The sequence below is a fragment of the Saccharospirillum impatiens DSM 12546 genome (genome assembly GCF_000423605.1).
Taxonomy (GTDB): domain Bacteria; phylum Pseudomonadota; class Gammaproteobacteria; order Pseudomonadales; family Natronospirillaceae; genus Saccharospirillum; species Saccharospirillum impatiens.
On sequence record NZ_AUIH01000001.1, the window covers coordinates 116824 to 139001 of the forward strand.

Annotated in this window: 25 protein-coding genes and 1 pseudogene; 15 read left to right on the top strand and 11 right to left on the bottom strand. The window is 54.9% G+C overall.

The features are described from left to right. Positions 1 to 556: 556 nt before the first annotated feature. On the top strand, positions 557 to 1630 hold the full coding sequence (locus G565_RS0100540; protein ID WP_051207038.1) for a TRAP transporter substrate-binding protein: 1074 nt from the start codon (positions 557 to 559) through the stop codon (positions 1628 to 1630). 58 nt (positions 1631 to 1688) lie between these two features. Here G565_RS0100540 and pfkA read toward each other — a convergent pair whose 3' ends face one another. The 4 genes from pfkA to G565_RS22350 form a co-directional block, all read right to left on the bottom strand. Further along, positions 1689 to 2651, bottom strand: coding sequence for a 6-phosphofructokinase (pfkA, locus tag G565_RS0100545; protein WP_028669235.1), 963 nt, complete (start codon positions 2649 to 2651; stop codon positions 1689 to 1691). 233 nt (positions 2652 to 2884) lie between these two features. Beyond that, the gene (locus G565_RS0100550; protein WP_028669236.1) at positions 2885 to 3577 is read right to left on the bottom strand and encodes an SDR family oxidoreductase; all 693 of its coding nucleotides are present in this window, start codon (positions 3575 to 3577) and stop codon (positions 2885 to 2887) included. Further along, positions 3574 to 3999 (bottom strand): DUF3429 domain-containing protein, encoded by a 426-nt coding sequence (locus tag G565_RS22345; RefSeq protein ID WP_037336903.1) that lies wholly within the window; start codon positions 3997 to 3999, stop codon positions 3574 to 3576. The genes G565_RS0100550 and G565_RS22345 overlap by 4 nt, the downstream gene beginning before the upstream one ends. After that, positions 3996 to 4316 (bottom strand): DUF6482 family protein, encoded by a 321-nt coding sequence (locus G565_RS22350; RefSeq protein WP_037336906.1) that lies wholly within the window; start codon positions 4314 to 4316, stop codon positions 3996 to 3998. Before G565_RS22350 ends, G565_RS22345 begins: the two co-directional genes overlap by 4 nt. Positions 4317 to 4431: 115 nt before the next feature. On the opposite strand from G565_RS22350, the gene G565_RS0100565 reads away from it, so the two are divergent. From G565_RS0100565 to G565_RS27860, 3 genes are all read left to right on the top strand, one after another. Beyond that, positions 4432 to 5190 (top strand): ParA family protein, encoded by a 759-nt coding sequence (locus G565_RS0100565; protein ID WP_028669237.1) that lies wholly within the window; start codon positions 4432 to 4434, stop codon positions 5188 to 5190. A 142-nt stretch (positions 5191 to 5332) separates the two neighbouring features. Continuing rightward, complete coding sequence (locus G565_RS0100570) at positions 5333 to 5959, top strand: RNA polymerase factor sigma-70 (protein WP_028669238.1); 627 nt, start codon at positions 5333 to 5335, stop codon at positions 5957 to 5959. 26 nt (positions 5960 to 5985) lie between these two features. Beyond that, positions 5986 to 6186 carry a hypothetical protein gene (locus G565_RS27860; protein ID WP_483826392.1) on the top strand — a complete coding sequence of 67 codons (201 nt, stop codon included), beginning with the start codon at positions 5986 to 5988 and terminating at the stop codon, positions 6184 to 6186. On the opposite strand, the gene G565_RS0100580 is transcribed toward G565_RS27860, so the two are convergent. After that, positions 6176 to 6394: a hypothetical protein gene (locus G565_RS0100580; RefSeq protein ID WP_037336914.1), complete on the bottom strand. Its 219-nt coding sequence runs from the start codon at positions 6392 to 6394 to the stop codon at positions 6176 to 6178. The genes G565_RS27860 and G565_RS0100580 overlap by 11 nt on opposite strands. Positions 6395 to 6569: 175 nt before the next feature. Continuing rightward, on the bottom strand, positions 6570 to 7124 hold the full coding sequence (locus G565_RS0100585) for a carboxymuconolactone decarboxylase family protein (protein WP_028669240.1): 555 nt from the start codon (positions 7122 to 7124) through the stop codon (positions 6570 to 6572). A gap of 95 nt (positions 7125 to 7219) precedes the next feature. Here G565_RS0100585 and G565_RS0100590 point away from each other — a divergent pair, with 95 nt between their 5' ends. The 7 genes from G565_RS0100590 (at position 7220) to G565_RS27685 (ending at position 12498) form a co-directional block, all read left to right on the top strand. Next, positions 7220 to 8098, top strand: a complete 879-nt coding sequence (locus G565_RS0100590; RefSeq protein ID WP_028669241.1) for an AraC family transcriptional regulator — start codon at positions 7220 to 7222, stop codon at positions 8096 to 8098. 332 nt (positions 8099 to 8430) lie between these two features. After that, positions 8431 to 8784 carry a BufA1 family periplasmic bufferin-type metallophore gene (locus tag G565_RS0100595; protein ID WP_245584093.1) on the top strand — a complete coding sequence of 118 codons (354 nt, stop codon included), beginning with the start codon at positions 8431 to 8433 and terminating at the stop codon, positions 8782 to 8784. Between the two features lie 96 nt (positions 8785 to 8880). Next, on the top strand, positions 8881 to 9747 hold the full coding sequence (gene bufB / locus G565_RS22360; protein WP_051207039.1) for an MNIO family bufferin maturase: 867 nt from the start codon (positions 8881 to 8883) through the stop codon (positions 9745 to 9747). Beyond that, positions 9740 to 10507 carry an HvfC/BufC N-terminal domain-containing protein gene (locus tag G565_RS25635; RefSeq protein ID WP_028669243.1) on the top strand — a complete coding sequence of 256 codons (768 nt, stop codon included), beginning with the start codon at positions 9740 to 9742 and terminating at the stop codon, positions 10505 to 10507. The genes bufB and G565_RS25635 overlap by 8 nt, the downstream gene beginning before the upstream one ends. A gap of 4 nt (positions 10508 to 10511) precedes the next feature. Beyond that, positions 10512 to 11051 (top strand): DoxX family protein, encoded by a 540-nt coding sequence (locus G565_RS0100610; protein WP_028669244.1) that lies wholly within the window; start codon positions 10512 to 10514, stop codon positions 11049 to 11051. A 200-nt stretch (positions 11052 to 11251) separates the two neighbouring features. Then, the gene (locus G565_RS25640; RefSeq protein WP_157599966.1) at positions 11252 to 11977 is read left to right on the top strand and encodes a hypothetical protein; all 726 of its coding nucleotides are present in this window, start codon (positions 11252 to 11254) and stop codon (positions 11975 to 11977) included. A 101-nt stretch (positions 11978 to 12078) separates the two neighbouring features. Next, positions 12079 to 12498, top strand: coding sequence for an ABC transporter substrate-binding protein (locus G565_RS27685; protein WP_425413959.1), 420 nt, complete (start codon positions 12079 to 12081; stop codon positions 12496 to 12498). On the opposite strand, the gene G565_RS0100620 is transcribed toward G565_RS27685, so the two are convergent. Genes G565_RS0100620 through G565_RS0100630 form a run of 3 tightly spaced genes read right to left on the bottom strand, consistent with a single transcriptional unit; the run spans position 12395 to position 15859 of the window. Then, a complete protein-coding gene (locus tag G565_RS0100620) occupies positions 12395 to 12907 on the bottom strand; it encodes a DinB family protein (RefSeq protein ID WP_028669245.1) in 513 nt (170 codons plus the stop codon). The genes G565_RS27685 and G565_RS0100620 overlap by 104 nt on opposite strands. Further along, positions 12897 to 14741, bottom strand: coding sequence for a bifunctional lysophospholipid acyltransferase family protein/GNAT family N-acetyltransferase (locus G565_RS22375; protein ID WP_051207042.1), 1845 nt, complete (start codon positions 14739 to 14741; stop codon positions 12897 to 12899). Before G565_RS22375 ends, G565_RS0100620 begins: the two co-directional genes overlap by 11 nt. Before the next feature lie 11 nt (positions 14742 to 14752). Next, positions 14753 to 15859, bottom strand: a complete 1107-nt coding sequence (locus tag G565_RS0100630) for a hypothetical protein (RefSeq protein WP_051207043.1) — start codon at positions 15857 to 15859, stop codon at positions 14753 to 14755. A gap of 223 nt (positions 15860 to 16082) precedes the next feature. Here G565_RS0100630 and G565_RS22380 point away from each other — a divergent pair, with 223 nt between their 5' ends. The 3 genes and pseudogenes from G565_RS22380 to G565_RS0100645 all read left to right on the top strand — a co-directional run. Further along, positions 16083 to 16658: a redoxin family protein gene (locus tag G565_RS22380; RefSeq protein WP_051207044.1), complete on the top strand. Its 576-nt coding sequence runs from the start codon at positions 16083 to 16085 to the stop codon at positions 16656 to 16658. Positions 16659 to 16722: 64 nt separating this feature from the next. Next, on the top strand, positions 16723 to 17532 hold the full coding sequence (locus G565_RS0100640; RefSeq protein WP_051207045.1) for a DUF547 domain-containing protein: 810 nt from the start codon (positions 16723 to 16725) through the stop codon (positions 17530 to 17532). Between the two features lie 12 nt (positions 17533 to 17544). Further along, positions 17545 to 18246, top strand: a pseudogene (locus G565_RS0100645) (TVP38/TMEM64 family protein); the annotation flags it as partial. Between the two features lie 223 nt (positions 18247 to 18469). On the opposite strand, the gene G565_RS22385 reads toward G565_RS0100645, so the two are convergent. Next, positions 18470 to 20449 (bottom strand): family 14 glycosylhydrolase, encoded by a 1980-nt coding sequence (locus G565_RS22385; protein ID WP_084649159.1) that lies wholly within the window; start codon positions 20447 to 20449, stop codon positions 18470 to 18472. Between the two features lie 211 nt (positions 20450 to 20660). Here G565_RS22385 and G565_RS0100655 point away from each other — a divergent pair, with 211 nt between their 5' ends. Continuing rightward, positions 20661 to 21560 (top strand): DMT family transporter, encoded by a 900-nt coding sequence (locus G565_RS0100655; RefSeq protein WP_028669249.1) that lies wholly within the window; start codon positions 20661 to 20663, stop codon positions 21558 to 21560. A 94-nt stretch (positions 21561 to 21654) separates the two neighbouring features. On the opposite strand, the gene G565_RS0100660 is transcribed toward G565_RS0100655, so the two are convergent. Further along, positions 21655 to 22116, bottom strand: coding sequence for a MarR family winged helix-turn-helix transcriptional regulator (locus G565_RS0100660; RefSeq protein WP_028669250.1), 462 nt, complete (start codon positions 22114 to 22116; stop codon positions 21655 to 21657). Positions 22117 to 22178 lie beyond the last annotated feature (62 nt).

The window sequence follows — 22178 nt, forward strand, 5'->3', positions numbered from 1 at the left end:
TACGCTTGTCGCCTGATGGCCACAAGCGACGTCAACCTCTAACCTCTAACCTCTAACCTCTAACCTCTAACCTCTAACCTCTAACCTCTAACCTCCCATTGGGCAAAGACGTGCTGTCCGCTCCATCAAGGTGCGCATCGGTTCATAATTTGCCAGTTAATTGACTTTCATTAGGGGTGAAAGCTCCGTTTGAGGCGTCAGATAAACGTCAATGCTGTTTAAGTCGAGGTTTTATGTTTCGATTTTTAATGGTTTGTGTGAACTGCCTCTCGATTGCAACATGGAACGCTGCGTCTACGATTGCCTGCGTCGTACCCTGTCAAGGGTCACGGTAACCTCAAGTCAGGCTAACATCCGGTTACATTTAGCAGAGCAACGCCGAACCGGACCGCTTGCTGATCATGGTAAAGCAGCTTGGCCCGCCCAATATCTCAAGTCAATTGCCGAGCAGGCTTTGCCTGATGGGCAGTTATCACCACAAACAACAACGAATGTGACGGGTCATTTGTCGGCTAAGGCTGTGAGTGGCCTGTCTGGTGTAAGGAGCGCTCATTGTATGACGGACAGCAACCACCGGTTGACGGTTAATCCAGGTAAACGCTTACCTCTGATTTTCCTGGCAATTGCCGGTTTGGCCAGCTTGGTTGGCACTGCTCAGGCAGAGGAATTCCAGTTTCGGTTGCATCACTTTTTAGGCCCAGACTCCCCGGCTCAGAAAGTCTTGCTGGAGCCTTGGGCTGAACGTATCCGCGAGCAAAGCAACGGTCGCATCGATATCAGTATTCATCCGGGCATGTCGTTGGGTGGCGCACCTCCGTCGTTGCTGAATCAGGTTGAAACGGGTGAGGTGGATATGGTTTGGACGCTGGCCGGTTACACGCCAGGTCGATTCCCGCGTACTGAAGTGTTTGAATTGCCTGCCGTTCATTTTCGCAGTGCCTATGCCACCAACCGGGCCATCTTTGCCAACTATGATCTGATAGAAGCCGATTACCGCGGACTGAAACCTTTGCTGGTTCACGTGCATGCCGGAAATGCGCTCCAGATGGCTGAACAAAATATCACTGAGCCGGCTGATTTGCGCGGCCTCACCATACGGACACCCTCCCGCACAGGAGGCTGGTTGATCGACGCCTGGCAAGCCGAACAGGCAGCGATGCCGGCGCCGCGTATTCGTGACGCACTGGCCGAAGGCAGTATCGACGGTGCGCTGATTCCATTCGAGGTGTTTTCGTCGATCGGTCTGGAAGGGCTGGTCGGGCGCTCGGTCGTTGGGTCTGACGGAAGTCGCTTTGGCACGTCGGTGTTTCTGTTTCTGATGAACCAGGATCAGTTCGATGCGCTGCCTGCTGATCTGCAACAGGTTATTGATGACAACATTGGCATCGATTTTGTGAAAGAAATGGGCCTGGCCTGGGATGATCTCGAAGTCCCCGGGCGGATGGTGCAGTACTCGAACCTGACCAAATTGTCGGTCGATGAGATCTACGCCTTTGAGGACATCAGTGAGCAGGTGGTTGAGCGTTGGATCAATGATGCCTCTGCGCAAGGTATCGACGGTCGGGAGCTGGTCGATGAAGCGCGCCGTTACATTGCCCGCTACTCACGCATTATTACAACACTGGACTAGCCAAACTCGCTAACGGTTGTGCCTTCCCTGGGTGGCCCGGAATATCCAGGGGAGGTTGTCAGGCCAGCAGTTTGGTCAGATCGTAGAGGTCCTGTTTGAACGGACGAGGCATATTTTCGATGGCATCGATGATGTCATGATGCACCAGCCGGTTGCTTTGCAACCCAACGCACCGGCCACCGTGGCCCTCCATTAATAACTCCACCGCATAGGCGCCCATCTGGCTGGCCATGACCCGATCAAACGCACAGGGCACACCCCCGCGTTGAATGTGGCCGAGTATGGTTGCCCGCGTTTCCAGGCCGGTTCGCGCTTCAATGCGCTTTGCCAGCGCGCTGACATCGGTCACGTGTTCGGTGATGGCTATAATGGAGTGCTTCTTGCCAGTGATGACGTTATTGGCGACGGTTTTAATCAGCGAGGCCTCATCGAACCCCTTCTCCGGAACGATGGTGTACTCGGCACCGCCACCGATTGAGGCCATGATGGTCAGGTCACCGCAATACCGGCCCATGATCTCGACAATGGAAATGCGATTGTGCGACGAGCAGGTATCACGCAGTCGGTCTATGGCGTCGAGTACGGTGTTCAGCGCCGTGTGAAAGCCGATGGTGTAATCGGTTCCGGCGACGTCGTTGTCGATGGTTCCTGGCAGGCCGACACAGGGAAACCCCATTTCAGTTAGCCGTTTGGCGCCCATGTAGGAGCCGTCGCCGCCGATGACAACCAGGGCGTCGATGTCGTGCTTGCGCAGGTTGTCGATGCATTCGCGTCGAACGGATTCTTCCTTGAACTCAGGAAAGCGAGCGGACCCCAAAAACGTGCCGCCGCGATTGATCATGTCGGATACATCCTGACGTTTGAGCGGCGCGATCCGGTCCAGATGCAAGCCCAGATAGCCATCCCGAATGCCATAAACCTCCAGGTCCTTGATGATGGCATTGCGCACTACGGCTCGTATGGCCGCATTCATTCCGGGCGCATCGCCACCGCTGGTTAACACTCCGATTTTCTTGATCATGGCAGCACAACCTATATCGGCTCCAAAGCTCCGTATCTGCGGATCAGACCCCGGGCCCCGGGCAATAGAAGAGAATTCCTGATGCAGAATGTAACAAAATTACAGGTTCGGTGGCGAGTTTTTACCGAAGGGAGTCATTGATGCCATAAATAGCCCCGGTAGCGGCCACTGACTTTAGCGTCGATGTATAAACTTGAAGAGCAAGGCTTATGCGAGCGGTGTCAGATAGCTTTTTACCAAGGTAGTAAACTTCCATCCCAGCTCAAAAAGGAACCGCTGTCTGCCGGGGTGGCCTGGTCGATCAGGTTTGCCAGAGTCTGGCCGGTATACTCCGGGCTGTGCAGCTGGCCTTCGGGCAGGCGTTTTTGAAAGGGAGCCGACAGGCCAGAATCTGTGGTGCCCGGGTGAAGTGCCAGTAACGTACTTTTGGGCAGTCTGTGGCGCCACTCGATGGCGGTGGTGCGTACCAGCATATTGAGCGCCGCCTTGCTGGCCCGATAACTGTACCAGCCCCCCAGATTATTATCGCTGATGGAGCCAACCTTGGCTGAGATCACCGCCAGAGTAATGCCCTGGTCACGCCGGGCCCGGGTGGTGACTGCGGCAGCCAGTTCGCCAAACGGCTGGGTGTTGATGGCGACTGAGCGGGTGAACCAGTCGCGGTCAAAACGAGTAATGCTTTTTTCCGGCTGGTTGTCAGCGCCGTGAAGGATGCCGGTACACAGCACCAGGGTGTCGGGCAGCTCCGGTCCGGCGGCGTCGAGCAGGTCGTCGGCCCAGCCTGGCTGTAGAACATTACAGGGCAACCAGTTCTGTTGGCGCTCATCGGGTTGATGTTGAAAAAAGGTACCTATCCGGTCTTTGCCTTCCCAGGCCTTCATTAGGCCCTGGCCTACGCCACCGCTGGCGCCAATGATCAATTTCATAACGATACTCCGATCAGTGCAGCGGCCGCGGGTACATGGCTGGCGGCCACGCCCCAGCTCAGCAATGTGCGTAACCGCCGGTAGTCTGGTGTGTAGCCTTGGAAAAACCGGTCCCGTTCCTGCCACCACAGTGCCGGGTAGGCGATGCCAAGCAATGCCAGGGCTATGGGGGCGGGCAGGAATAAGGCCAGCCACGCCAGTAAAAAGTACCCCATGGTGAGGTTGAGCGTGCGTCGGTTTCGACGCGTATCCTGGCTGGCACTCTGGACCCAGAGGCTGCCAGAGAGAAAGCTCAGAATCAGGGCGCTGAAACTGATGTATATCTCGACCCAGGTCGGGTCTAAAAACAGCAACAGAGCGCCTACCCAGAAAAACATCAGGCCCCCCAGGGACCAAAACAGCAAGGTCTGAGTAGGTGTCATTGAGCAGACTCCGGTTCGTCGGGGTGAGTTAGGCGAATGGGGACTCGCAGCGTATTGTCGGCCTCATCCAGGCCGATCATTTCGCCAAAGGCTGAGCGATGGACCAGCTCTGCCTGGTCCAAAGGCAATTGGTTGAGCAAGACCCGCACGCCAGGCAGTGACTTCACTTGAACCGGACGGCCCTCCTCGTCGACCAGCAAATGACCTCGCTTGTTGTCGAACAGGTGAATCTGGTAGAAAGTGCCCATCAATGCCTCGACTTCCGCCCGGTTAAAACGGGCATTATGGTGTCGGGCTTGCTTGAGTGTCAGCGACATCCGGGGTTCCAATAAGACTGTCCCTTACCTACGAAACCGTTCTGAAATCGGCTTACTCTGGAGCCTGGAGAGTTAACGTGCTGTAATCAGGATCCATCTTTCAGGGGCCGGGATTATGAAGGTTGTCGCTATTCACAGCCAAAAAGGCGGGGTCGGAAAAACCTCGATCACCCTGAATCTGGCTCATGAGGCCATGTCCTACGGGTTCGAGACCCTGGTCATCGATATGGATGCGCAGGGCTCCGCCACGTTTCTGCTTGGCCAGGGCAGTGCTCCCAGGTTACGCGCCAAAGACTGGCTCAAGTCTGACATTGACTGGAACTCGTTTATTGAAACGACGCCCTATAACGGCGTCTACATACTGCCGGCACGCAAAGGGTTGCGGAAGCTGGACCGGTTGATGAGTGATGCGGTGTCAGCAAAGCACCTCAAACAGCTGCTGAAGTCACTGAAAAAACAATTTGATCTTGTGCTGATTGACTGCCCGGCAGGCATTAATACGGTGACCGAACAAGCTTATCGGGCGGCTGATCTGGTGCTGGTGCCCCTGACCCCAACGCCCCTGTGCCTGCAGAGTTATGCCGACCTCGAAGACTACGCTACTCGTGAGATTAACGTAGAGGCGGGTAACATTGCGCCATTCTTCAATCGCGTCAATCAGCGTTTGGCTCTGCATCGCGAGTGTCTGGGTAGCTTTGCTGCTGGTCAGGCACTGCCGCCGCTGGGGTGGGTCCGCTCGACGACACTGATGGAGCGGATGGCGCTGAACAAGCAAGCGGTAACGGACAGTCATCCTGAGCATCCGGTCTCTAAAGACATCGATGAGCTTTGGAAAGCCGTGGTTCGGCGGCTGGATCTGCACCATTCGCGTTGATTATTAAGCAGTCACTGTAAGGAAAGTGTCGGCTATACGACAAATACGGGTCGGCCTTGTAGTCTTTGTTGCCTGAGTTCTGAAAACGATGTCGTTTGAACAGTTTCAGGTAAACCACAGTAACAGATCAGGGAGCCGACCAATGGGAGATACCGTTTTGCCCGGGGAAATGCCGGTTGAGAAATCACCTGCGAATCACTTAACCGATCCTGCATTTCTCGCGGACCTTCGGCGACAAATGCTCAAGTTCGCTGTTTTGCAGCTTGATAATGAAGCTCAGGCCGAGGATGCGGTGCAAGAAGCGCTGGTTGGTGCGCTGAAAAACGTGGCCTCGTTTGAACGCAAGGCGGCGCTTAAGACGTGGGTGTTCGCCATTTTGAAGCATAAGATTACCGACCTGCTGCGTTACCGGCAGCGATGGGTGGATGTAGAAAAGCACCGGGAACTCCCCGACGAAGAATCCCTGCCTTCCGTGTTTGACACCCGAGGGTTCTGGCACCAGGACGATCGTCCCAACCGTTGGGCTCAGCCGGTTGAAGCCATAGACGATGCCCATTTTTGGCGGGTTTTCGAGGCCTGCCTGGAAGATTTACCGCCCGCACAGGGTCGGGTGTTTATGATGCGGGAATTTATAGAGCTCGACAGCGACGAAATTTGCCAGTCGGTTGATATTACCACCAGTAATCTGCATGTCCTGTTACATCGAGCCCGACTGCGATTGCGTCGGTGTCTTGAAATGCACTGGTTTTGTGAGGACGAAGCGTTATGATGAATTGCGAACAAGCGACCCGGCTGATGTCTGATTCACGCGAGCGAACGCTTACTCTTCGGGAGCGAGCGGCGATCAAAGTCCATAATCTTTTGTGTGACGGCTGCAAAAATTTCAACGTTCAAGTGCAAGACCTTGGCCAGATAGCGCGTCGCTACGCGCGGGAACGGGATGATTCTCAGGCCAAAACGTCTCATAAGCCTGAACAGCCCCGGTCTACGGAGTAGGCTCGTGTGGCGAGCCACTGGCGCGACTGTTTTTCCAGGCGCTGTACCAGGCCACGCAAAATGGAACGGCGTAATTCATGATCACATGAGGCACGCTGAGCGTGCCAGCCCCCCAAAGAACATCCCCCTGATTGATCAGATTCAGAACGGTCCCGACAAACAAGGCAATTTTTAACGAATTGGTCGTCCGCTCCCGGTCTATTCCCATGGTTTCCAGATGCCTTGAGTCTTCAGTTCACAGCAAGGATAGGCCGTGTAATTCGCCGCGTAAAATGCTTTTGTGAACAGAGGGCAGGTGCATGACTTCGTTTTTTAAGAGAGTCAGTGGTCACCACTGACTCTCTTTGCTGGCTGGTGCTGGTATGGTCAACCTGACTCGAGGCTTATGTAGCGGACGGAGGTGCCCAGGCAAAGGACTCCAGTTCCGGGTTCAGGGCCGGTTGAGTGAGGTGGTTGCTGTAGTTCGACAGCGTTTTCAGAGCTACCGCTGTAATCACGTCAAACACAGCCGCTTTGCTGAACCCGGCGTTTAAAAACGCATTAACATCAGCATCGCTGGCCCAGCCACGTTCGCGAACCAGTGTTTGGGTGAAGGTGACCAGAGCCGCAAATGTGCCATCGCTCGGTGTTGTTCCGGTTCTCACCGCTTCGATGATGCCTGGCTCTACCTTGGCCATAGTGCTGCCCGCGCTGTGGGCAGCCACGCAAAAACGGCACTGGTTTTCAACACTGGTCGCCAGCAGGGCAACCTGCACTTGTTGTGGTGTCAGGCTTGAGTCAGCCAGAAGGGTGTTGAGTTCATTGTAAGCTTTAATAGCTGTCGGTGACTCTGCAATGTAGCTGTATAGCGTGGGTACGAATCCCATCTTGTTGCTGACGCCTTGCAATAGGTTTGCACTGGCTTCAGGTGCGCTTTGCTCAGTATGTTCAGTAAACAAGGTATTTCCCCTGCAATGAATGTAACGGCAATTCTAAGGCGACTGTTGATCTGATACAGTTCATTATGTATCAATAAGATGCTTAGGCGTATCAAATGACACCTTTTGACGACTATTTTCGATTGCTGCAACTGAGCTGCACGGTTTACCATAATCAACAGGTATGCGGTGACTGGGCGCTGACTGAACACCGGATTGGTCAGACCTGTTTTCATCTGGTGACGTTTGGTCACTGTACTCTGGACGTGGGTGGCCAGCATGATGTCCTGGGTGCGGGCGATATCGTTTTGTTTCCGAGAGAATTGCCGCATCGGCTCAGGCCGGTTAAGCCCTCCTCCGGTGAAATGCAACAACGGCCTGTTACCGACACTCGAATGCCTGACAGCACGGGCTTGCTCTGTGCCGAAATTCAATTTGAGCACGCGGCATCGACGTCCCTACTCGACACTCTGCCGGACTATTTGATCATAAGGGCCGATTCATCCGAAGCGGTGGATGTCAGGCCGGTGCTGGGCGAACTGATGCGTCACAGTTTGGTCAGCGGACCCGGGGGAGCGGTGGTTGTAGACCGCCTTGCCGAGGTTGTGTTCCTGTTAATGGTGCGCCAGGGGTTGGCCCAGACCCGGGCCGACGTATTCGCAGCCTACGCGCATCCTGTACTGGGCCCTGCTTTGGTGGCGTTTCATCAGTCTCCCGACCAACCCTGGACGCTTGCCGACATTGCCACCCAGGCTCATGTTAGCCGGGCCAGCTACGCGCGGCTGTTTAAACGAGTCAGCGGTAGAACCTGGAACGAGTATCAGCGTTGGTGGCGAATGCAACTTGCCTGGGTACTATTGGGGCGCGGTGAGTCTGTACTCTCAACGGCCCTATCTGTGGGCTACCAGTCGGAAGCCGCGTTCTCGCGGGCGTTTAAAGATCAGTTTTCCAGAAGTGCAGGCGAGGTTCGACGCAGTAGAAAGGTGCGCATTTGAACCAGTATTTCCAGTCGGCCATAGTCACAGATTGACGACCAATCGAGCATGGAGCATAGGCAGCAGGCACGGGTTACTTACGCCGTGATGCGGTGATCAAAGGGGCCTCTGATGCTGCGAGTATTTCGCATGAGTGAGCGTTGCCCCTGACCTTTTGGTTCAGCCGCAAAAATAATGTCATTGATTTATACATTCTGTGTAATGAATTGACTCTGTCTTACGACAGATCAGTACGAGAACCTGCAGTCAATACTGATTTGGTTGCCGTCCGGCTGGCCCGAATGACGGGTGTCGATTTCAACAGAATGGAGTAACAAACAATGAAACATTCCATGTCTATTACCACTGCACTTCTTGCCGGTTCAGTGATGGCCATGTCTGGCCATTCACTGGCAAAGCCAAACAATGGCTTGTCACTTGAAGCAAGCGCACCATCCAATGTTCAGGAAAACTTTCAGAAGTGGATGGCGGGTGAGCGGGTTGCCGGTCGGAATGATAAATGTTTCGGCATTGCACTGGCCGGAGAAAATGATTGCGCGGCCGGGCCGGGTACCAGTTGCGAGGGCACCGCCACCCTGGATTATCAGGGTAACTCCTGGACTTATGTGCCCCGCGGTACCTGTGATTTCATCGTCACGCCGGATGGCGAAGCAGCGTTGTCTGCGCTGGACCGGAACCTGCCTTAAGCCGTTTTGTCGAACCTGGTTGCTGGATTTGGCACTAAAGCGAATAAGTGTCGAGTCCGGTAATTCTGTATGAATGACGCATCACAGGTGACCCTTATGTCCGCCCCTGAGTTACCGACATGGTCAGCCACACATGTCAGTGCCGGTGTCAGTCTCAAGCCTCAGCATTTCGATCAGGCGATGACCAGTCGTATGAGCGGAATTTGGTTTGAGGTGCATCCGGAAAACTATCTGATGCAGGGCGGACCCCGGCTTCGTGGGTTAAAACAGATCGCTGCTGAGCGTGACATCAGCTTTCATGGCGTTGGCGCGTCTCTTGGTGGGCCTGGTACGCCAGACGCCGGGCATTTGAAAGCCATTCGCAGGTTGGTTGACGAACTCAATCCGATTCGACTGTCCGAACATGCTGTATGGTCTGCTTTTGAACAGCAGTATTTTGCAGAATTACTGCCTCTGCCCCGAACTCACCAGGTGCTATCGCAATTGGTAGCTGGAGTGGATGCGTATCAGGCGGCTATGGGTCGCAGCATTCTGATCGAGAATCCGACGAACTATCTGAGTGTCCGCAGCGACATGGATGAAGCAGACTTTCTGTTGGAAGTGTCCCATCGTACCGGTTGTGGACTCTTGCTGGATATCAATAATCTGTATTTGTCGGCCCATAACACCGGCGTCGATCCCAGGGCCTATATTGACGCCCTACCTCCGGATAGCGTTGGTGAACTGCATATCGCAGGGTTCGATGCGGATCCGCAATTTGGTGACCGACTGTTGATCGACAGTCATGCCTCGGCGGTGGCCGATCCTGTTTGGTCATTGCTCGACTATGCGCTGAAGCAGTTTGGCCCCAAGCCGGTGTTGATCGAACGCGATGCCAATCTGCCCGCGTTCTCGGTACTGGAGCAGGAAGTTCGCAGGGCGCAACGAATGCTGGCCAATAGCCAGGAGTGCGACCATGCATGACAGTTACCAGGGGCTGAGTGACTTTCTTCAGCAGGGTAAAACCGATGGGCTACACCAGATTTTCACAGATGCAAACCCGGAGAAAGTAGCGGTTTTGTATCGCAATGGTTATCTTCGCGCTTGCCGTGAAGCGCTGGAAGCCCGGTTTCCTGCAGTGGCTATAGCCATGGGGGATTCCGAGTTCCGTTCAGCGTGTTATGCCTTCACTCGCGAGGCTCCGCCGACCCAGCGAACCCTTACCTGCTATGGTTCAGACTTCCCGGACTGGTTGGCGCAATATGACCGTGCCAGGTTAAACCCAGTCTGGCCGGACCTCGCGCGACTCGATAATGCCTGGCTCGATTGCCTGTATGGTCTGGACGAGACGCCGTTAACTGCGATTCAGTTGAATGAGCGACTCCAGTCCGTTGGCGGGCTAACGGTTTCACCGCGACTACCACGTAACGCCTGCCTGGTTCCGCTTGATCTTTCGGTGTTTGACGCCTGGGTTGCAATCCGACAGGGAGCTGCTGTGGCGTTGAATCAGGTTCAGCAGGAACCCGGGTTCGTCTTGTTCTGGCGCCCTGATATGACAGTGTTCAGTCGTCAGCTGAATGGCTGGGAGGTGGCCTTTTATCGGGTTTTTCTGGTCACTGGCAATTTGGAAAAAGCTGTTAGCTATTGGTCGCCACCGACCATTGAGAACGTCGACTACCCGGTAACCCTGGATCAGTATTTCGCTCAACTGATCAAGGCTGGCTTGCTAACTTTTGGGGTTTAAAACAATGACATTTACCGAACGGGTTCAGCGGGGCTATCAGGTTTCCACGCAGTGGCTATCGAGGTACCTTGAGCCGATTGCATTACTGATGATGCGCTTGCTGGTGGCACGGGTCTTCTTGCAGTCAGGCCTGTCGAAGTGGCATGGCTGGTTCGACTTTAACGAAACGAAGTACGATTTGTTCCTGTACGAATTTTTCTGTCCGGATCCGGTTCGACCGGGGGCTTTATTGTTGTGCGATCCGCAAACACTTGATTACCAGAACGGCTCTCTGACCGTGACCCTGATTGAAACGCTGGCGTTGGTCGCGGGCATCGTTGAGGTGCTGTTGCCGTTGATGCTGGTTGTTGGCTTGCTAACGCGACCAGCGGCCCTGGGGCTGATTGCCATGACATTGTTTATTCAATTGGCGGTATTTCCAACCTGGAGTCACTGGTGGAACCCGGCTGCCTGGTGGTTTGTCGTACTGCTCGGAATTTTTGCAGCCGGACCGGGAGCGCTGTCACTGGATCGTTGGGTTAAGCTGGAAACCAGACGAAGTTAACCTGCTGTCATGTGAGATTAATGATGGCCTGATAAAAAACGCGTGTTAGGAATCTCTGCAGAGGTTGCTTTGTCGGCCACACTGATTCTGGTGGGGCTGATTATCACGCATGGATCGCATGTATTACCCGGAGCGCAATGGTAATGTGCACATACTGGTCTGATCTCTGGTTCCTGAAACGTTCCGCTTGGGTGTTCTTCATGTTGAGCATGCTGACGACCGCGTTCGTGGCTGCTGAGCAGATAAGCGGAGCAAGGTTTGCCAAACCGGTAGATCGATACGGGCATTTTGCGCTGGGACGGCCGCATGAATATGCGCAATTGGTCGCTACGACGGATAGGGGGCAGGATGTGGTTCTGGAACTGCCTGGTCACGAGGTGTTTGAAGATCTGTCACCGCGCATGGTGACATTGACAGACCATGGGGCCATTCGGTTGTTGGCGATCGTCAGTTCAGTCGATCAGGGCGCTCGCCTTGTTCTGTTTAAGCTTGAAGAGAATCAATTGGCCATACTGGCCCAGTCGGCGCCGATCGGTACACCCAACCGATGGCTTAACCCGGTTGGCGTGGCGGATCTCAACGATGACGGAGAAGCAGAAGTAGCCGCCGTCATAACCCCGCACATTGGTGGTACCTTAAAGGTTTACCGACGTGAAGGTGCGCGTCTGGTTGAAATCGATTCATTGCCCGGCTTTTCCAACCATGTCTATGGTTCTGCTGAGCTGGAGCTGTCAAGAGCGGTGCTCGTCGGCGGTCACCGTCAACTGCTGGTGCCTGATGTTTCCAGAAAAACGATACGGGCCATTCGGCTTACCAGAGATGGGCTGACTGAAACTGAACGGTGTTTTTTGAGCGTTCCTGTTACAGGCCCGGAGGCATTGGGTGACTGCGACATTCAATTGAATAGCTCGCCAGGTAGTGAGTAGGTCTGTGCTCTTTCCCAATATGCAGGAGCTTCAGGTTGTCGTTGAATGGCGGTAACGATCACGCAATACCAACGGTATCAGGCCATTTCTCCTGACTCAGCGTGACCCGGGATGGTTTCAAAGTAAAGAGTGGGATCGAGACGCGCGTCATGATGTTGGGTTTCGGACACCTGCACGATCAACTGAACGACTCTGACGATGTAAAAGGTGAGAACCCATTCCAGGATGTTCGTGTCCGTCGGGCAGCATGGCAGGCTAATAACATCGATGCGGTGAACCGGGTGGTGATGCGCGGCCAGGCGGAGCCGGCCAGTCAGTTAATGCCTCCTGGCCTGAGTGACTATTCCAGCGTGTATGACGAACGCCTGCATTATGATCCGGAAGCGGCTCGGGCGCTGCGGCAGAAACAGGCTAAAATTAAACGTTGGCTACCTCAAGTGCACGGAAATAGGATGCTGTGGCGGGTGCCTGACCGATGGTATCCGGTAAACGAATACCTTTCTGCTCAAGCAATAATTTGATGTACGCCAGGTGATGAATGTTGTGGTGAATCACGTACATTACTTCCCGCCACAAGGTCGACTGCAGAACCAGGGTCTGGTGGTCTGTGACACTGATTTCCGAGCGCACCTCGACAGGCCGATCCGACAAGTCAGCGCTGAGCCAGGCTTGTCTGAGTTGCTGGCTGGTCGTTAGCGCTATCTGGAAATCCTGTTCCCCGGGGTCACTCCGGTGGCGCTTGTTGTAGTTGACGACACCACTGCTCAGACTGTCTTGAACCGCGCGTTCATGATCGTGCATGTGTCGCAGGTGCCGACTGACGCCTGACCCGGTAAATGCGGCTAATTGATGGTTGGTATCCAGAGCATTCAGTTGGTCGAATACCACACTGGTCTGGTCGTGGAGACTATTGATGGCGTTATGCAACATGCCGATCCTCCCGGGTCATAGGGGGGACATTCATAAGACGGAACCGGTCGGCCCCGGAGCGACCCAGGTAGCGATTCAGATACTGGTCGGGAGTCTGGCGCAGGTCGACCATGATCAAACCGTCGAGCGATTGGTTGAAACCGTGGTTGACGGTAAAGCTGAGGAACTTGCCGTTAAGGTTCAGGTAGTGGCGGATCAGGGTCGGAATTTTCCGTTCGGTCGGGCAGTGGTCGAGCAGTGCGTTGACGGCGGAGACGTTAGTCAGGGTTGATATCAGATCATCGGTCCACAATCGACGTTTGAACTGCAGGGGTGCCCGTGGCCTGATCAGTGGGTGCAGGTTACTGTCTGCCCGGTGGTGGGCGAGCAGGGAATCAGCGAGCAATGCCCGGGCGACAGGGACGAACCGTCCTGAGATGCTCACACAGCCGAACAGAGTGTGTACCTGCGGTTGCTGATTGACAAAGGCACCGATGCCTCGCCAGAGCAAATCCAGGGCTCTGGGGTGTCGCTGGTAATCTTCAGTGACAAACGAACGACCCACTTCAACGCAATGGCCCAGTGCTGTCAGGAAGGCATTGTCATAGTCGAACAGAGCATGGCTGTATAATCCGCTCAACCCCTTGCTTTTAACAACCTCTGTTACGCGTGCCAAACGATAGCCGCCAGTGATTTTCTCGGCGGCACGGTCCCAACCCCAGATGTGCCAGTAATGCGGGTCGAAGCGGTCTACATCCTGCGATAGGCCGGTGCCTTCACCGGCAGCGCGAAAGCAACGTTCACGTTCCACCGCCAGATGCTCGGCAATGTCTCCCAGTTGTTCATAGGGCGCCAGATACACCGATAAATCACCTTGCTCGGCGACTTTGAACTCAGCCATGCGTGCCATGCTGGCTTTCAGGTTCGAGTGTGCATTGGCCAGAGTTTTGTGGTTGGCCAGCGTCGACTGGCCGGAGCCGGACGGATCAAGCAATTCGCAGCTCACGCGCAGACGCTGGGTTAAAGAAGCAGCCGTCGTTTCGGCTTTTTTTTCGCCTGCATCGAACAGGGGGCCGAGCGTCGCTGCGACTGTTTGCCCCCGGTTTGCCAGCATGGCCCTGGGCAGTAAGGCGGTGCGCAGGCGTTTGTTGATCACACCCGCCCAATAAAACCACATCGGGTTTCGCCCTTGAATATGAATCGGTAGTACCCGGGCCTGGTGTCGAAGTGCCAGATGACCGGCAAGGGTGTTCCAGAGCGCGTCGTCAATCTCGCCGGTTCGCGGGTCCAGTCTTGAAACGGTGCCCGCGGGGAAAAGCAGCAGGGCACCCCCTTGTTTCAGGTGACGGTCTGCGTCTCTGAGCCCCCGAGCATTGCGTCGCTGCTGACCCTCGTGCAAAACATCGACACCTATGAACAATGACTGGAATTCAGGCAGCGACAATAAGATCTGATTGACCATGACTTTCAGGTCCGGTCGTTTGCGCAATAGCCACTGACTGAGCAGCATGCCTTCAAGGGCCCCAAGGGGGTGATTGGCCACCACCAGAAACGGGCCATGCCCTGGCACCTCATCTGCCCGTTCGGGATTGCTAATGGTCAGGGTAGCGTCCAGTTTGCCTAAACTGAAATCAAGAAACCGGGCCGCTACGGAAGCCCCCGGTGTGCTGGCAGGCAGGTCGCGAATGGCGAGCCATTCGTCGTACCAGTTGCGCAGTACAGACAGCCTGGCGATGCCATTGAGTAAGGTCTTGAATACCGGGTTCAGACCGGTCATCGCAAAGGGATTGGAAGCCGGTGTGGCGGTGCTGTTGTTGGCACTGCGTTGCGCTTTACGCTGAATTGGCTCATGCATTCTTGTCATCCTCACTCGGTCTCCGGGTAGTGTCGGGTGAGGCGTTTTTCCAGACGCCAGTGTCGGATGAGTCGGCGTATACCGGGTGGCGTCAATCCCTGCTGTCGATGGTAGGCACCCAGGCTGAACAGGGTGCGGTATTGCCAGAGCAGGGTTTTGATGGCATCAAGTAGCCGGGCATCTTTGTCCCAGATGTGAATCGATTCTGCACTGGCGCCGTTGATCTCGACGATCTCCAGTGTTTGACCCTTGCGCAATGAGTCGATATCGGCAAATTTCACGTCGAGCCTGCCGTAATAGAAGTCAGGCAGGTCTGCCATGATGCGTTCGATGCTGGCGTTCAAGGCTGGCGTGATGTCCGCCCGTGCATCCTTGAAGACCGCTCCCCGACAATGGCTGGCTGAGAACACCAATCGTTTTCGCTCGCCCTGATCCAGCACCCGATGCCAATCCTGTTTCAGGCGGGATTCATAGAGGTGTTGCAATTCACCGGCCCGGGCATCCCGGGCAACCAGTTGCTGCAGGGTATGGACGCCATCACCCGTGACTCCCGGTGAGTGCTTGTAGGTCAGTGACACAACCTGACCGCGTCCGGTATCGGGGTCTTTGACGTAGAAAATCCCCACCTCGGGTTCCCAACTGGCCAGTTTCTGGCAAAGCAAGCTTGCGCCTTCGGGGTAAACGCTGATGGCTTCGGCCAGTGCGTCCTCTGTACTCACCAGTCGAATGCCAGCGCCCCGGCAGCCGATGTCCGGCTTGCAGACAAAGGGCAGTTTTATCCCAGCGCGCTCTGCCTGTTCGATGCAGTGGCGAGCTTGCTGTTGTGGACTCTGTGCGTTGCGCTGGTGACAGATCCAGGGCAATAGAGCATTTCGGCACAGGCCTGTAGCCTGGCTCATGAGTTCATGCTTGGACTCGCCCACCATACCGGCAAGTGGCAGTCTGGGATTGGCCAGCAGTGGCAAGGTCAGGGAGCGGTGCTTCAAGGCCAGCCAGAGCCATTGCAAGACAACCGGAGCGTACATCAGCCAGGTTGGCCAGAATTCAAACACAGAGGTTGTTTTACCCTCAGAGCGGGCTTGGTTCGTACTCGTTTCGTGCACTGGTTCAGTGACCATTGAGGTTACTCCGACTGGATAGCTGGTTGCCTGGGCGTATGGAACAGCGTTGGTTGTTTGAATGAGTCGGTCGCGGCGGGTTGTTCTTACAGGTGGCCTGATTCAAGAGCTTCAGATGACGGCGAGAGGGTAGAGTGGGCTGGAACGTTTTGCTGAGCCAACAGGTGTAAGCAATTTCGCTTAGCAGCGACTGTTCACTGACTCCATACTGCCGTTGAGTACCATGAATAAAACAATACCCGCATTACAGCCGCCTCAGGTGCTGCCAGAACTGGCGTTGAAGGACATTAGTGGCGAACCGATTGCCACACCGACTGGCAGGAAACTGATGATCTCACTCTTTCGCGAGGCGAGTTGCCCGTTTTGTAACATTCGTGTCTATGAGCTGACCCGGCATCATCGCGAGCTCAAGTCGCTGAATATCGATATCGTTGCGGTATTTCAATCCACTGAGGACGATGTCAACCGGTTTATTGCGCGTCAGCCCCGACCCTTTCGAAGTGTTGCCGACCCGCAAGGCGCCTTACATCAAAGGTTAGGCGGGCAATCCTCACTGGCCGGCAAGATGAAAGCGATGGCGTTTCGGATGATCGGTCTGTTCAAAGGGATGTCCTCCGTGGGCATGGCAGGCATGAAAACGGGCAATGCGATGCCGGTGGACATACTGGTCGATGAATTTGGCCGGATTGAGACGGCCTACTATGGTCGCGACGCGGGGGATCACATGCCGCTTGCTCAAATCATGGCGTTTGCGATTGGAACAGCAGTCAGCCCGGTTGACGAGAGGTCCCGCTCGTAAACGGGAACACCATTATTTGTACCGGCAGACATCGTTGAATTCACGTTAGAAAACAGAGGTTGCTATGTTGATCAGGCAATACCCTATTTTTACAGTACTGTTGATCCTTTTGCTGTTAAACCCGATGCTGGCAAGTGCTTTTGATCACAGCCAGTTTGACCGCTTGCTGGTCGAGCACGTGGCCTGGACTGATGAAGGCCATGCCTCTGTCGTTGATTATGCGTCGCTGCAAGAGGACCACAGAGCGCTAGTAGACTATCTGGATGTACTCGCCGATGTTTCCCGACAGGAGTTTGATGACTGGCCGGAGAAAGAACAGCTGGCGTTTCTGATTAACGCCTATAATGCCTGGACGCTTGAACTGATCTTGACGGAGTACCCTGATCTGGAGTCCATTCGGGATCTGGGTTCATTGTTTCGGTCTCCCTGGAAACGGGAGTTCGTCAGTCTGCTGGGTGAGGAACGCTCGCTCGACAATGTGGAGCATGATCTGATTCGCGGTTCAGACCGGTATAATGACCCCAGGATTCATTTCGCCGTAAACTGTGCCAGCATAGGGTGCCCGGCGCTTCGTACCGAAGTTTATACCGCCAATAAACTGGATCGGCAGCTTGAGGGTCAGACGCGTCGCTTCTTGTCTGATCAAAGCAGAAACCGATTGAGTGGTTCGGAGTTGCAGGTCTCTTCGATCTTCAAATGGTACCGTGAGGATTTTGAGGCTGGCTGGCGTGGTGAAAGTTCCCTGACCGGGTTTTTGAGTCTCTATGCCGATTCTTTGTCGCTGAATTCAGCGCAGATAGCCCGATTAAAAGCCGATGATATTAAGGTCAGTTTCCTGGATTATGACTGGGTACTGAACGATAGCGATCGGTAATTTACCCTATCGATGTACACCTATACCGGAGAACACGTACCTGTGAAAAAGAAACTAGCAATTGTCGCGGTCATTGCCATAGCCGTCGCACTGTTCTTTATTTTTGATCTGCAACAGTGGCTGACTCTCGATGGTCTGAATGCCGGCCAGGCACAGTTTCAGGCCTGGCTCACTGATTACCCGGTGCTGGTCAGCGCCGCCTACTTTTTTATCTATGTGATTGTTACCGCGTTGTCGTTGCCTGGTGCCACCATCATGACATTGGCTGGCGGGGCCCTGTTCGGGTTGGCCTGGGGTCTTCTGCTGGTCTCATTTGCCAGTACGGTGGGAGCGACCCTGGCATTTTTGGTAGCCCGGTATCTGTTGCGAGATACCGTGCAAAACCGGTTTGGTGAACGCCTTAAAGCCATTAACCAGGGCGTTGAAAGAGAGGGCGGTTTTTACCTGTTCACCTTACGCCTGGTGCCTGCATTCCCGTTTTTCCTGATCAATTTGCTGATGGGCCTAACACCCATTAAAGCCTGGACATTCTACTGGGTCAGCCAGGTTGGTATGTTGGCAGGCACTGCGGTCTATGTTAATGCTGGGACACAGCTAGGCCAACTCGACAGTCTGTCGGGTATCCTTTCGCCCAGTTTGCTGATTTCCTTTACCTTGCTGGGGCTATTTCCATTGGTTGCCAAAAAAGGGCTGTCCCTGATCCGCACTCAACGGGCAACAAGCTGAGGGGGCGTATCATTCTGGTAGAGCTCGGGCGAGCCGCTTTGTCAAACACCGGCCGCAATTATTGACAGGCTCATACCCTTCTGTCTGTTTCGCGACAGTGGCTGGTCAGTTGGCAAACATCAGTAAGGCACTTTGATGTGACGGTTCTCGGTGAACATAAAAAAAGGGGCGCCTGGCGCCCCTCTCGGTTTTAGAGTTCGGTAGACCGGGTTCAGAATTCTACGAATAGAGCACTGTTACTGTTGCGTTCGAACACATTTATTTTCCCGCATTGTGCCATGTGGTTGCCTGAGCTGTAGGGTGTACCGCTTTGGTTGATCGTGCCTTCCCAGCCCGGGCCATTCGAGATGTAGCTTTTTACTTCAAACCAGCCGTTGACGGTGTTTGCGCAATCCATCTGCACGTCCAACATCCAGTAGTGGTCGCCATAGGTGTTGAGCGCTGATTCGCCATAACCATCAAACGGTACGGTGCGCAGTGTTCCCCAGCTTCCGGGCCAGTTGTTGGTGGTCCAGTCCATGGCTGTGCCTTCTGCACCCGCACCCTGATTCGCCTCGATGCCATACCAGTCCAGATACAGGTCCCCGCTCTTCCACGACGCTGTCGTGCTGTTCAGCAGATTGTTGTGCTGTATGCGTAACGCACACTCGGTATTCCAGGTTTGGCAATTGCGACCAAGACTCGTGTTCGCGTAGGTGTGATCGATACCGCCGCGGATGAACAGATCCTGTCCGGACTCGGTCGGCCCGTACATAAAGATAACCGTGCGCTGAAAATCGCCGGGTTCATCAATAGTTAGATAATTGTTAATGAATTGCTCGTATCGATACTGACCGGTGCCTCCGGAAGCAACCTGATTGATGCGCAGTACGGTCATGCCACTGTAGCTGGCGTAGTCAAAAGCGTTTTCAATGTTGTCCCAGCCGGTGTCAGTGGTTGCGCCTCCGGCCAGGGCATTTTCACCTTTGATTGGTACGCCCTGGGCTTCGGCTTCTTCTGCGACCCAGAAGACAAGGGTTTGGGCCAGTGACTGGCCGCTGCCATTGGGATCATCGCTCATTTCCAGGGCGGTAAAGTGCAATACAACACCGCGCTGTTCCTGTTGGTAGCTCGCAGCGACACCCACGATGTCTGCATAGCCATGCCCAGTGGCGGGGCTGGTCAAGTCGATGTCTGATGGGATCAGGCCGGCTGCTATTTCCGCACTGCGTCGGGTGTTGTCGGAAGCCGACATTTTCCAGTGAATGCCCGGTATTTTCATGCCCAACTCAATGTCAGCAAAGGCGCCGTTGAAGCCGACCAGTGCGGTATCCATCATGTTGTAGCCATGACCCATCAGGCTGTCGTGGTACCAGCGCACGAAATCCTGTCCGTACTGGGTGTAGAAGTGCTCACCGTTGCTAATGAAACTCCCTGCGTTTGCAGGCGGGTTAATGTCACTGACCTGTCCCAGTGAAAACCCCCAAGCGTTGTTGACGCCAGTCAGGCTGCCGTATTTGTTGATAGCCCAATTGCGAAAATCCGCTTTTGCCGGATCGCTGTAGGACTGAAACCCTCCGCGTGTAGGGTATCCGGTGCCAGTATCATGACTGTTGTAGGAGGGGTAACGCAGTTCTCCGGCAGGCCCCATTGAGATGTTGATTTCGTCAATGTCACCGGCCAGTTGGCTGTAGCGTGCTTCAAACGCCTCCATGAACTCCTGATATTCGCTCAACACATAGCTGTCTGCCCAAAGCGATACGGTTTCTATCGACTCATTGCCCTGTTCACTCTTGTAACGCAGGTCAGACGCGGGCACGGGGAAGTGATTCCAGATCCATCCCGGTATGGGGATATTGCAGGTATCGCCGACGTTGCCGCCGCATTGGTGAAACGACATGATGGGCACGATATCAAGGCCCGCGGCCGTGATGCGCCCAAACAGGTCGTCGTAGTAACTCCAGTCAAACTGCTGGTCACCGGCTGCTTCGACTTTCCCCCACCAGACATCGACCGAGACGGCGGTTACGCCCATGGCGTTGGCGGTGTTCATCTGGTATTCAAAGGCGCCGTAATCGTTGACTTCAAGCGGAGCCATGACATTGGCGGACTGGGCCATATCGGCCAGTGCAGGCGCTGTAAAGGCGCACAGGGCCAGGGCTGTGCCCAGTACATTGCCCATGAGTGATCTGGATTGGCGGTCTGGTTGCATGTTGGTGACCTCTTCTTGTTGTCGTTGTAAGGAAAACCCATCCTGAAGTATCCACATTGGGCTCGCCCTGTAATCCATCCGGGGGGCGTAATTTGAGGGGGGTTGGGTAATTGGGCGGGTCTGGTGACGGTTAACGGCCCATTGGACTCCCTTCTGGTGCGCGGTTATTGTTGCAACCCGTCGTTGCCGCGCTGCGTGAATTGAGGAAGCTATGCCACTGCTCTATTTTTTGGCCCCATTGGGGACTGTATTAATCTGGTCCGGGAATATGACCATCAATCAACTGACGGTGGGGGCTATCGCGCCTAGTAGTATCGCGTTTCTGCGCTGGTTGCTGGCTTTGTTGATTCTGACCCCATTCTTGATGCCGAAAGCCTGGCAATATCGCGCAACGATTCGTCGTGAGTGGCCCAAACTGGCCTTTCTGGGGCTGCTGGGCATGGCGCTGTGGCAGGGGCTGGCCTATGTGGCAGCGGAAACAACCTCAGCCACCAATATGGGCATTCTGGCGGCCATGGTGCCGCTGCTTACCGTCTTGCTGAGCGCGGTGATTCTGCGCGAACCCCCGACACTGGGTGGCATTTTGGGAGGCCTGCTGGCCCTGGTCGGTGTGTCGGTTCTGCTCGGCAAGGGCAACCCACTGATTCTACTGGACTTGAACGTCGCACCCGGCGATGCGCTGATGGTGGTTGCCGCCACCTGCTATGCCCTGTATGGCGTCATGCTGAAGCGTTGGCCCTTTGATCTGCCGCCCTGGGTGCTGCTCTATGCCCAGGTGTGTTTTGCGGTGCTGTTCTTGTTGCCCGGTTACCTGCTGGGGCCGATGACACCGATCGACGGCAGTAACCTGGGGTTGATTCTCTATGCGGGCATTCCCGCTTCCATCATCACCACGTTTTTGTGGATGCGAGCCATACGTCAAATTGGTGCCAGTCAGGCCAGTATTTTTATCAACCTGATGCCGCTGTTCAGTGCGCTGATCGCCATGGCGTTTCTGGGTGAGCGGGTAGCACTGTTTCATCTGGTCGGCGGGTTGTTGGTGTTGGCCGGGGTGGTTATGGCGCAAACATTAACCCAGCCCTTCAGAAAGACTGCAGGCATGAGTGGATAGCCTAAAGGCCGCCCGGGTATCACCGGCCTTTATTAACGTGCGTGCTGCGACACCTGCACGGGCAACCCAGTATGACCGCTATCCTTTTTGACCGCTACCGGGCTTCCTTCAGTGGGGCCCTGCTCATCTGGTTAACCCCTGCAGTGGCTTTCTGCAGCAATTGAATGAATTGCGATCGTTCCTCTCCATCCAGACCGCACAGCATTTGTGTCTGTGCCGCTTCTACCGCAGGAGCCAGTGTTTGCAGCGCGCCTGAGCCGAGGTCGGATAATTTCAACACCCGGGCTCTACGGTCTGTCGGGCTGACTTCCCGCGCCAGCAAGCCCTTCTGCACCAGCCGGTCTACGACCCCGCCAATGGTCGTGCGGTCATAGGCGATCAACCCGGCCAGAGTCACCTGGTCGATGCCCGGGTGCGCTTCAATTTTGGCGAGGGCCGCGTATTGAACCGGTGTCAGGTCGTAACCGAGTTTTGCTACTTCTGCGTGAAAAATAGCCACAGAGGCCTGATGGTAGCGCCGTATCAGGTGGCCGGGCATGGTGTTGACGTCGGTCATCCAAGTCTCCGATCGGGTCATTATTTGACAGGCATACTGATGATCAGCATACTGAGTATATG

Coding starts and splice junctions, on each gene's coding strand:
- G565_RS22350 (WP_037336906.1), bottom strand. CDS start 4,316: ATGTCGCTGACACTCAAGCAAGCCCGACACCATAATGCCCGTTTTAAC.
- G565_RS27860 (WP_483826392.1), top strand. CDS start 5,986: ATGTCTGATTCACGCGAGCGAACGCTTACTCTTCGGGAGCGAGCGGCG.
- G565_RS0100610 (WP_028669244.1), top strand. CDS start 10,512: ATGACATTTACCGAACGGGTTCAGCGGGGCTATCAGGTTTCCACGCAG.
- G565_RS25635 (WP_028669243.1), top strand. CDS start 9,740: ATGCATGACAGTTACCAGGGGCTGAGTGACTTTCTTCAGCAGGGTAAA.
- G565_RS0100620 (WP_028669245.1), bottom strand. CDS start 12,907: ATGTTGCATAACGCCATCAATAGTCTCCACGACCAGACCAGTGTGGTA.
- G565_RS0100540 (WP_051207038.1), top strand. CDS start 557: ATGACGGACAGCAACCACCGGTTGACGGTTAATCCAGGTAAACGCTTA.
- G565_RS22380 (WP_051207044.1), top strand. CDS start 16,083: ATGAATAAAACAATACCCGCATTACAGCCGCCTCAGGTGCTGCCAGAA.
- G565_RS0100595 (WP_245584093.1), top strand. CDS start 8,431: ATGTCTATTACCACTGCACTTCTTGCCGGTTCAGTGATGGCCATGTCT.
- G565_RS22375 (WP_051207042.1), bottom strand. CDS start 14,741: ATGCATGAGCCAATTCAGCGTAAAGCGCAACGCAGTGCCAACAACAGC.
- G565_RS0100660 (WP_028669250.1), bottom strand. CDS start 22,116: ATGACCGACGTCAACACCATGCCCGGCCACCTGATACGGCGCTACCAT.
- G565_RS0100580 (WP_037336914.1), bottom strand. CDS start 6,394: ATGGGAATAGACCGGGAGCGGACGACCAATTCGTTAAAAATTGCCTTG.
- G565_RS0100565 (WP_028669237.1), top strand. CDS start 4,432: ATGAAGGTTGTCGCTATTCACAGCCAAAAAGGCGGGGTCGGAAAAACC.
- G565_RS0100590 (WP_028669241.1), top strand. CDS start 7,220: ATGACACCTTTTGACGACTATTTTCGATTGCTGCAACTGAGCTGCACG.
- G565_RS0100655 (WP_028669249.1), top strand. CDS start 20,661: ATGCCACTGCTCTATTTTTTGGCCCCATTGGGGACTGTATTAATCTGG.
- G565_RS0100570 (WP_028669238.1), top strand. CDS start 5,333: ATGGGAGATACCGTTTTGCCCGGGGAAATGCCGGTTGAGAAATCACCT.
- G565_RS0100630 (WP_051207043.1), bottom strand. CDS start 15,859: ATGGTCACTGAACCAGTGCACGAAACGAGTACGAACCAAGCCCGCTCT.
- G565_RS0100640 (WP_051207045.1), top strand. CDS start 16,723: ATGTTGATCAGGCAATACCCTATTTTTACAGTACTGTTGATCCTTTTG.
- pfkA (WP_028669235.1), bottom strand. CDS start 2,651: ATGATCAAGAAAATCGGAGTGTTAACCAGCGGTGGCGATGCGCCCGGA.
- G565_RS0100550 (WP_028669236.1), bottom strand. CDS start 3,577: ATGAAATTGATCATTGGCGCCAGCGGTGGCGTAGGCCAGGGCCTAATG.
- bufB (WP_051207039.1), top strand. CDS start 8,881: ATGTCCGCCCCTGAGTTACCGACATGGTCAGCCACACATGTCAGTGCC.
- G565_RS22345 (WP_037336903.1), bottom strand. CDS start 3,999: ATGACACCTACTCAGACCTTGCTGTTTTGGTCCCTGGGGGGCCTGATG.
- G565_RS25640 (WP_157599966.1), top strand. CDS start 11,252: ATGTTGAGCATGCTGACGACCGCGTTCGTGGCTGCTGAGCAGATAAGC.
- G565_RS22385 (WP_084649159.1), bottom strand. CDS start 20,449: ATGCAACCAGACCGCCAATCCAGATCACTCATGGGCAATGTACTGGGC.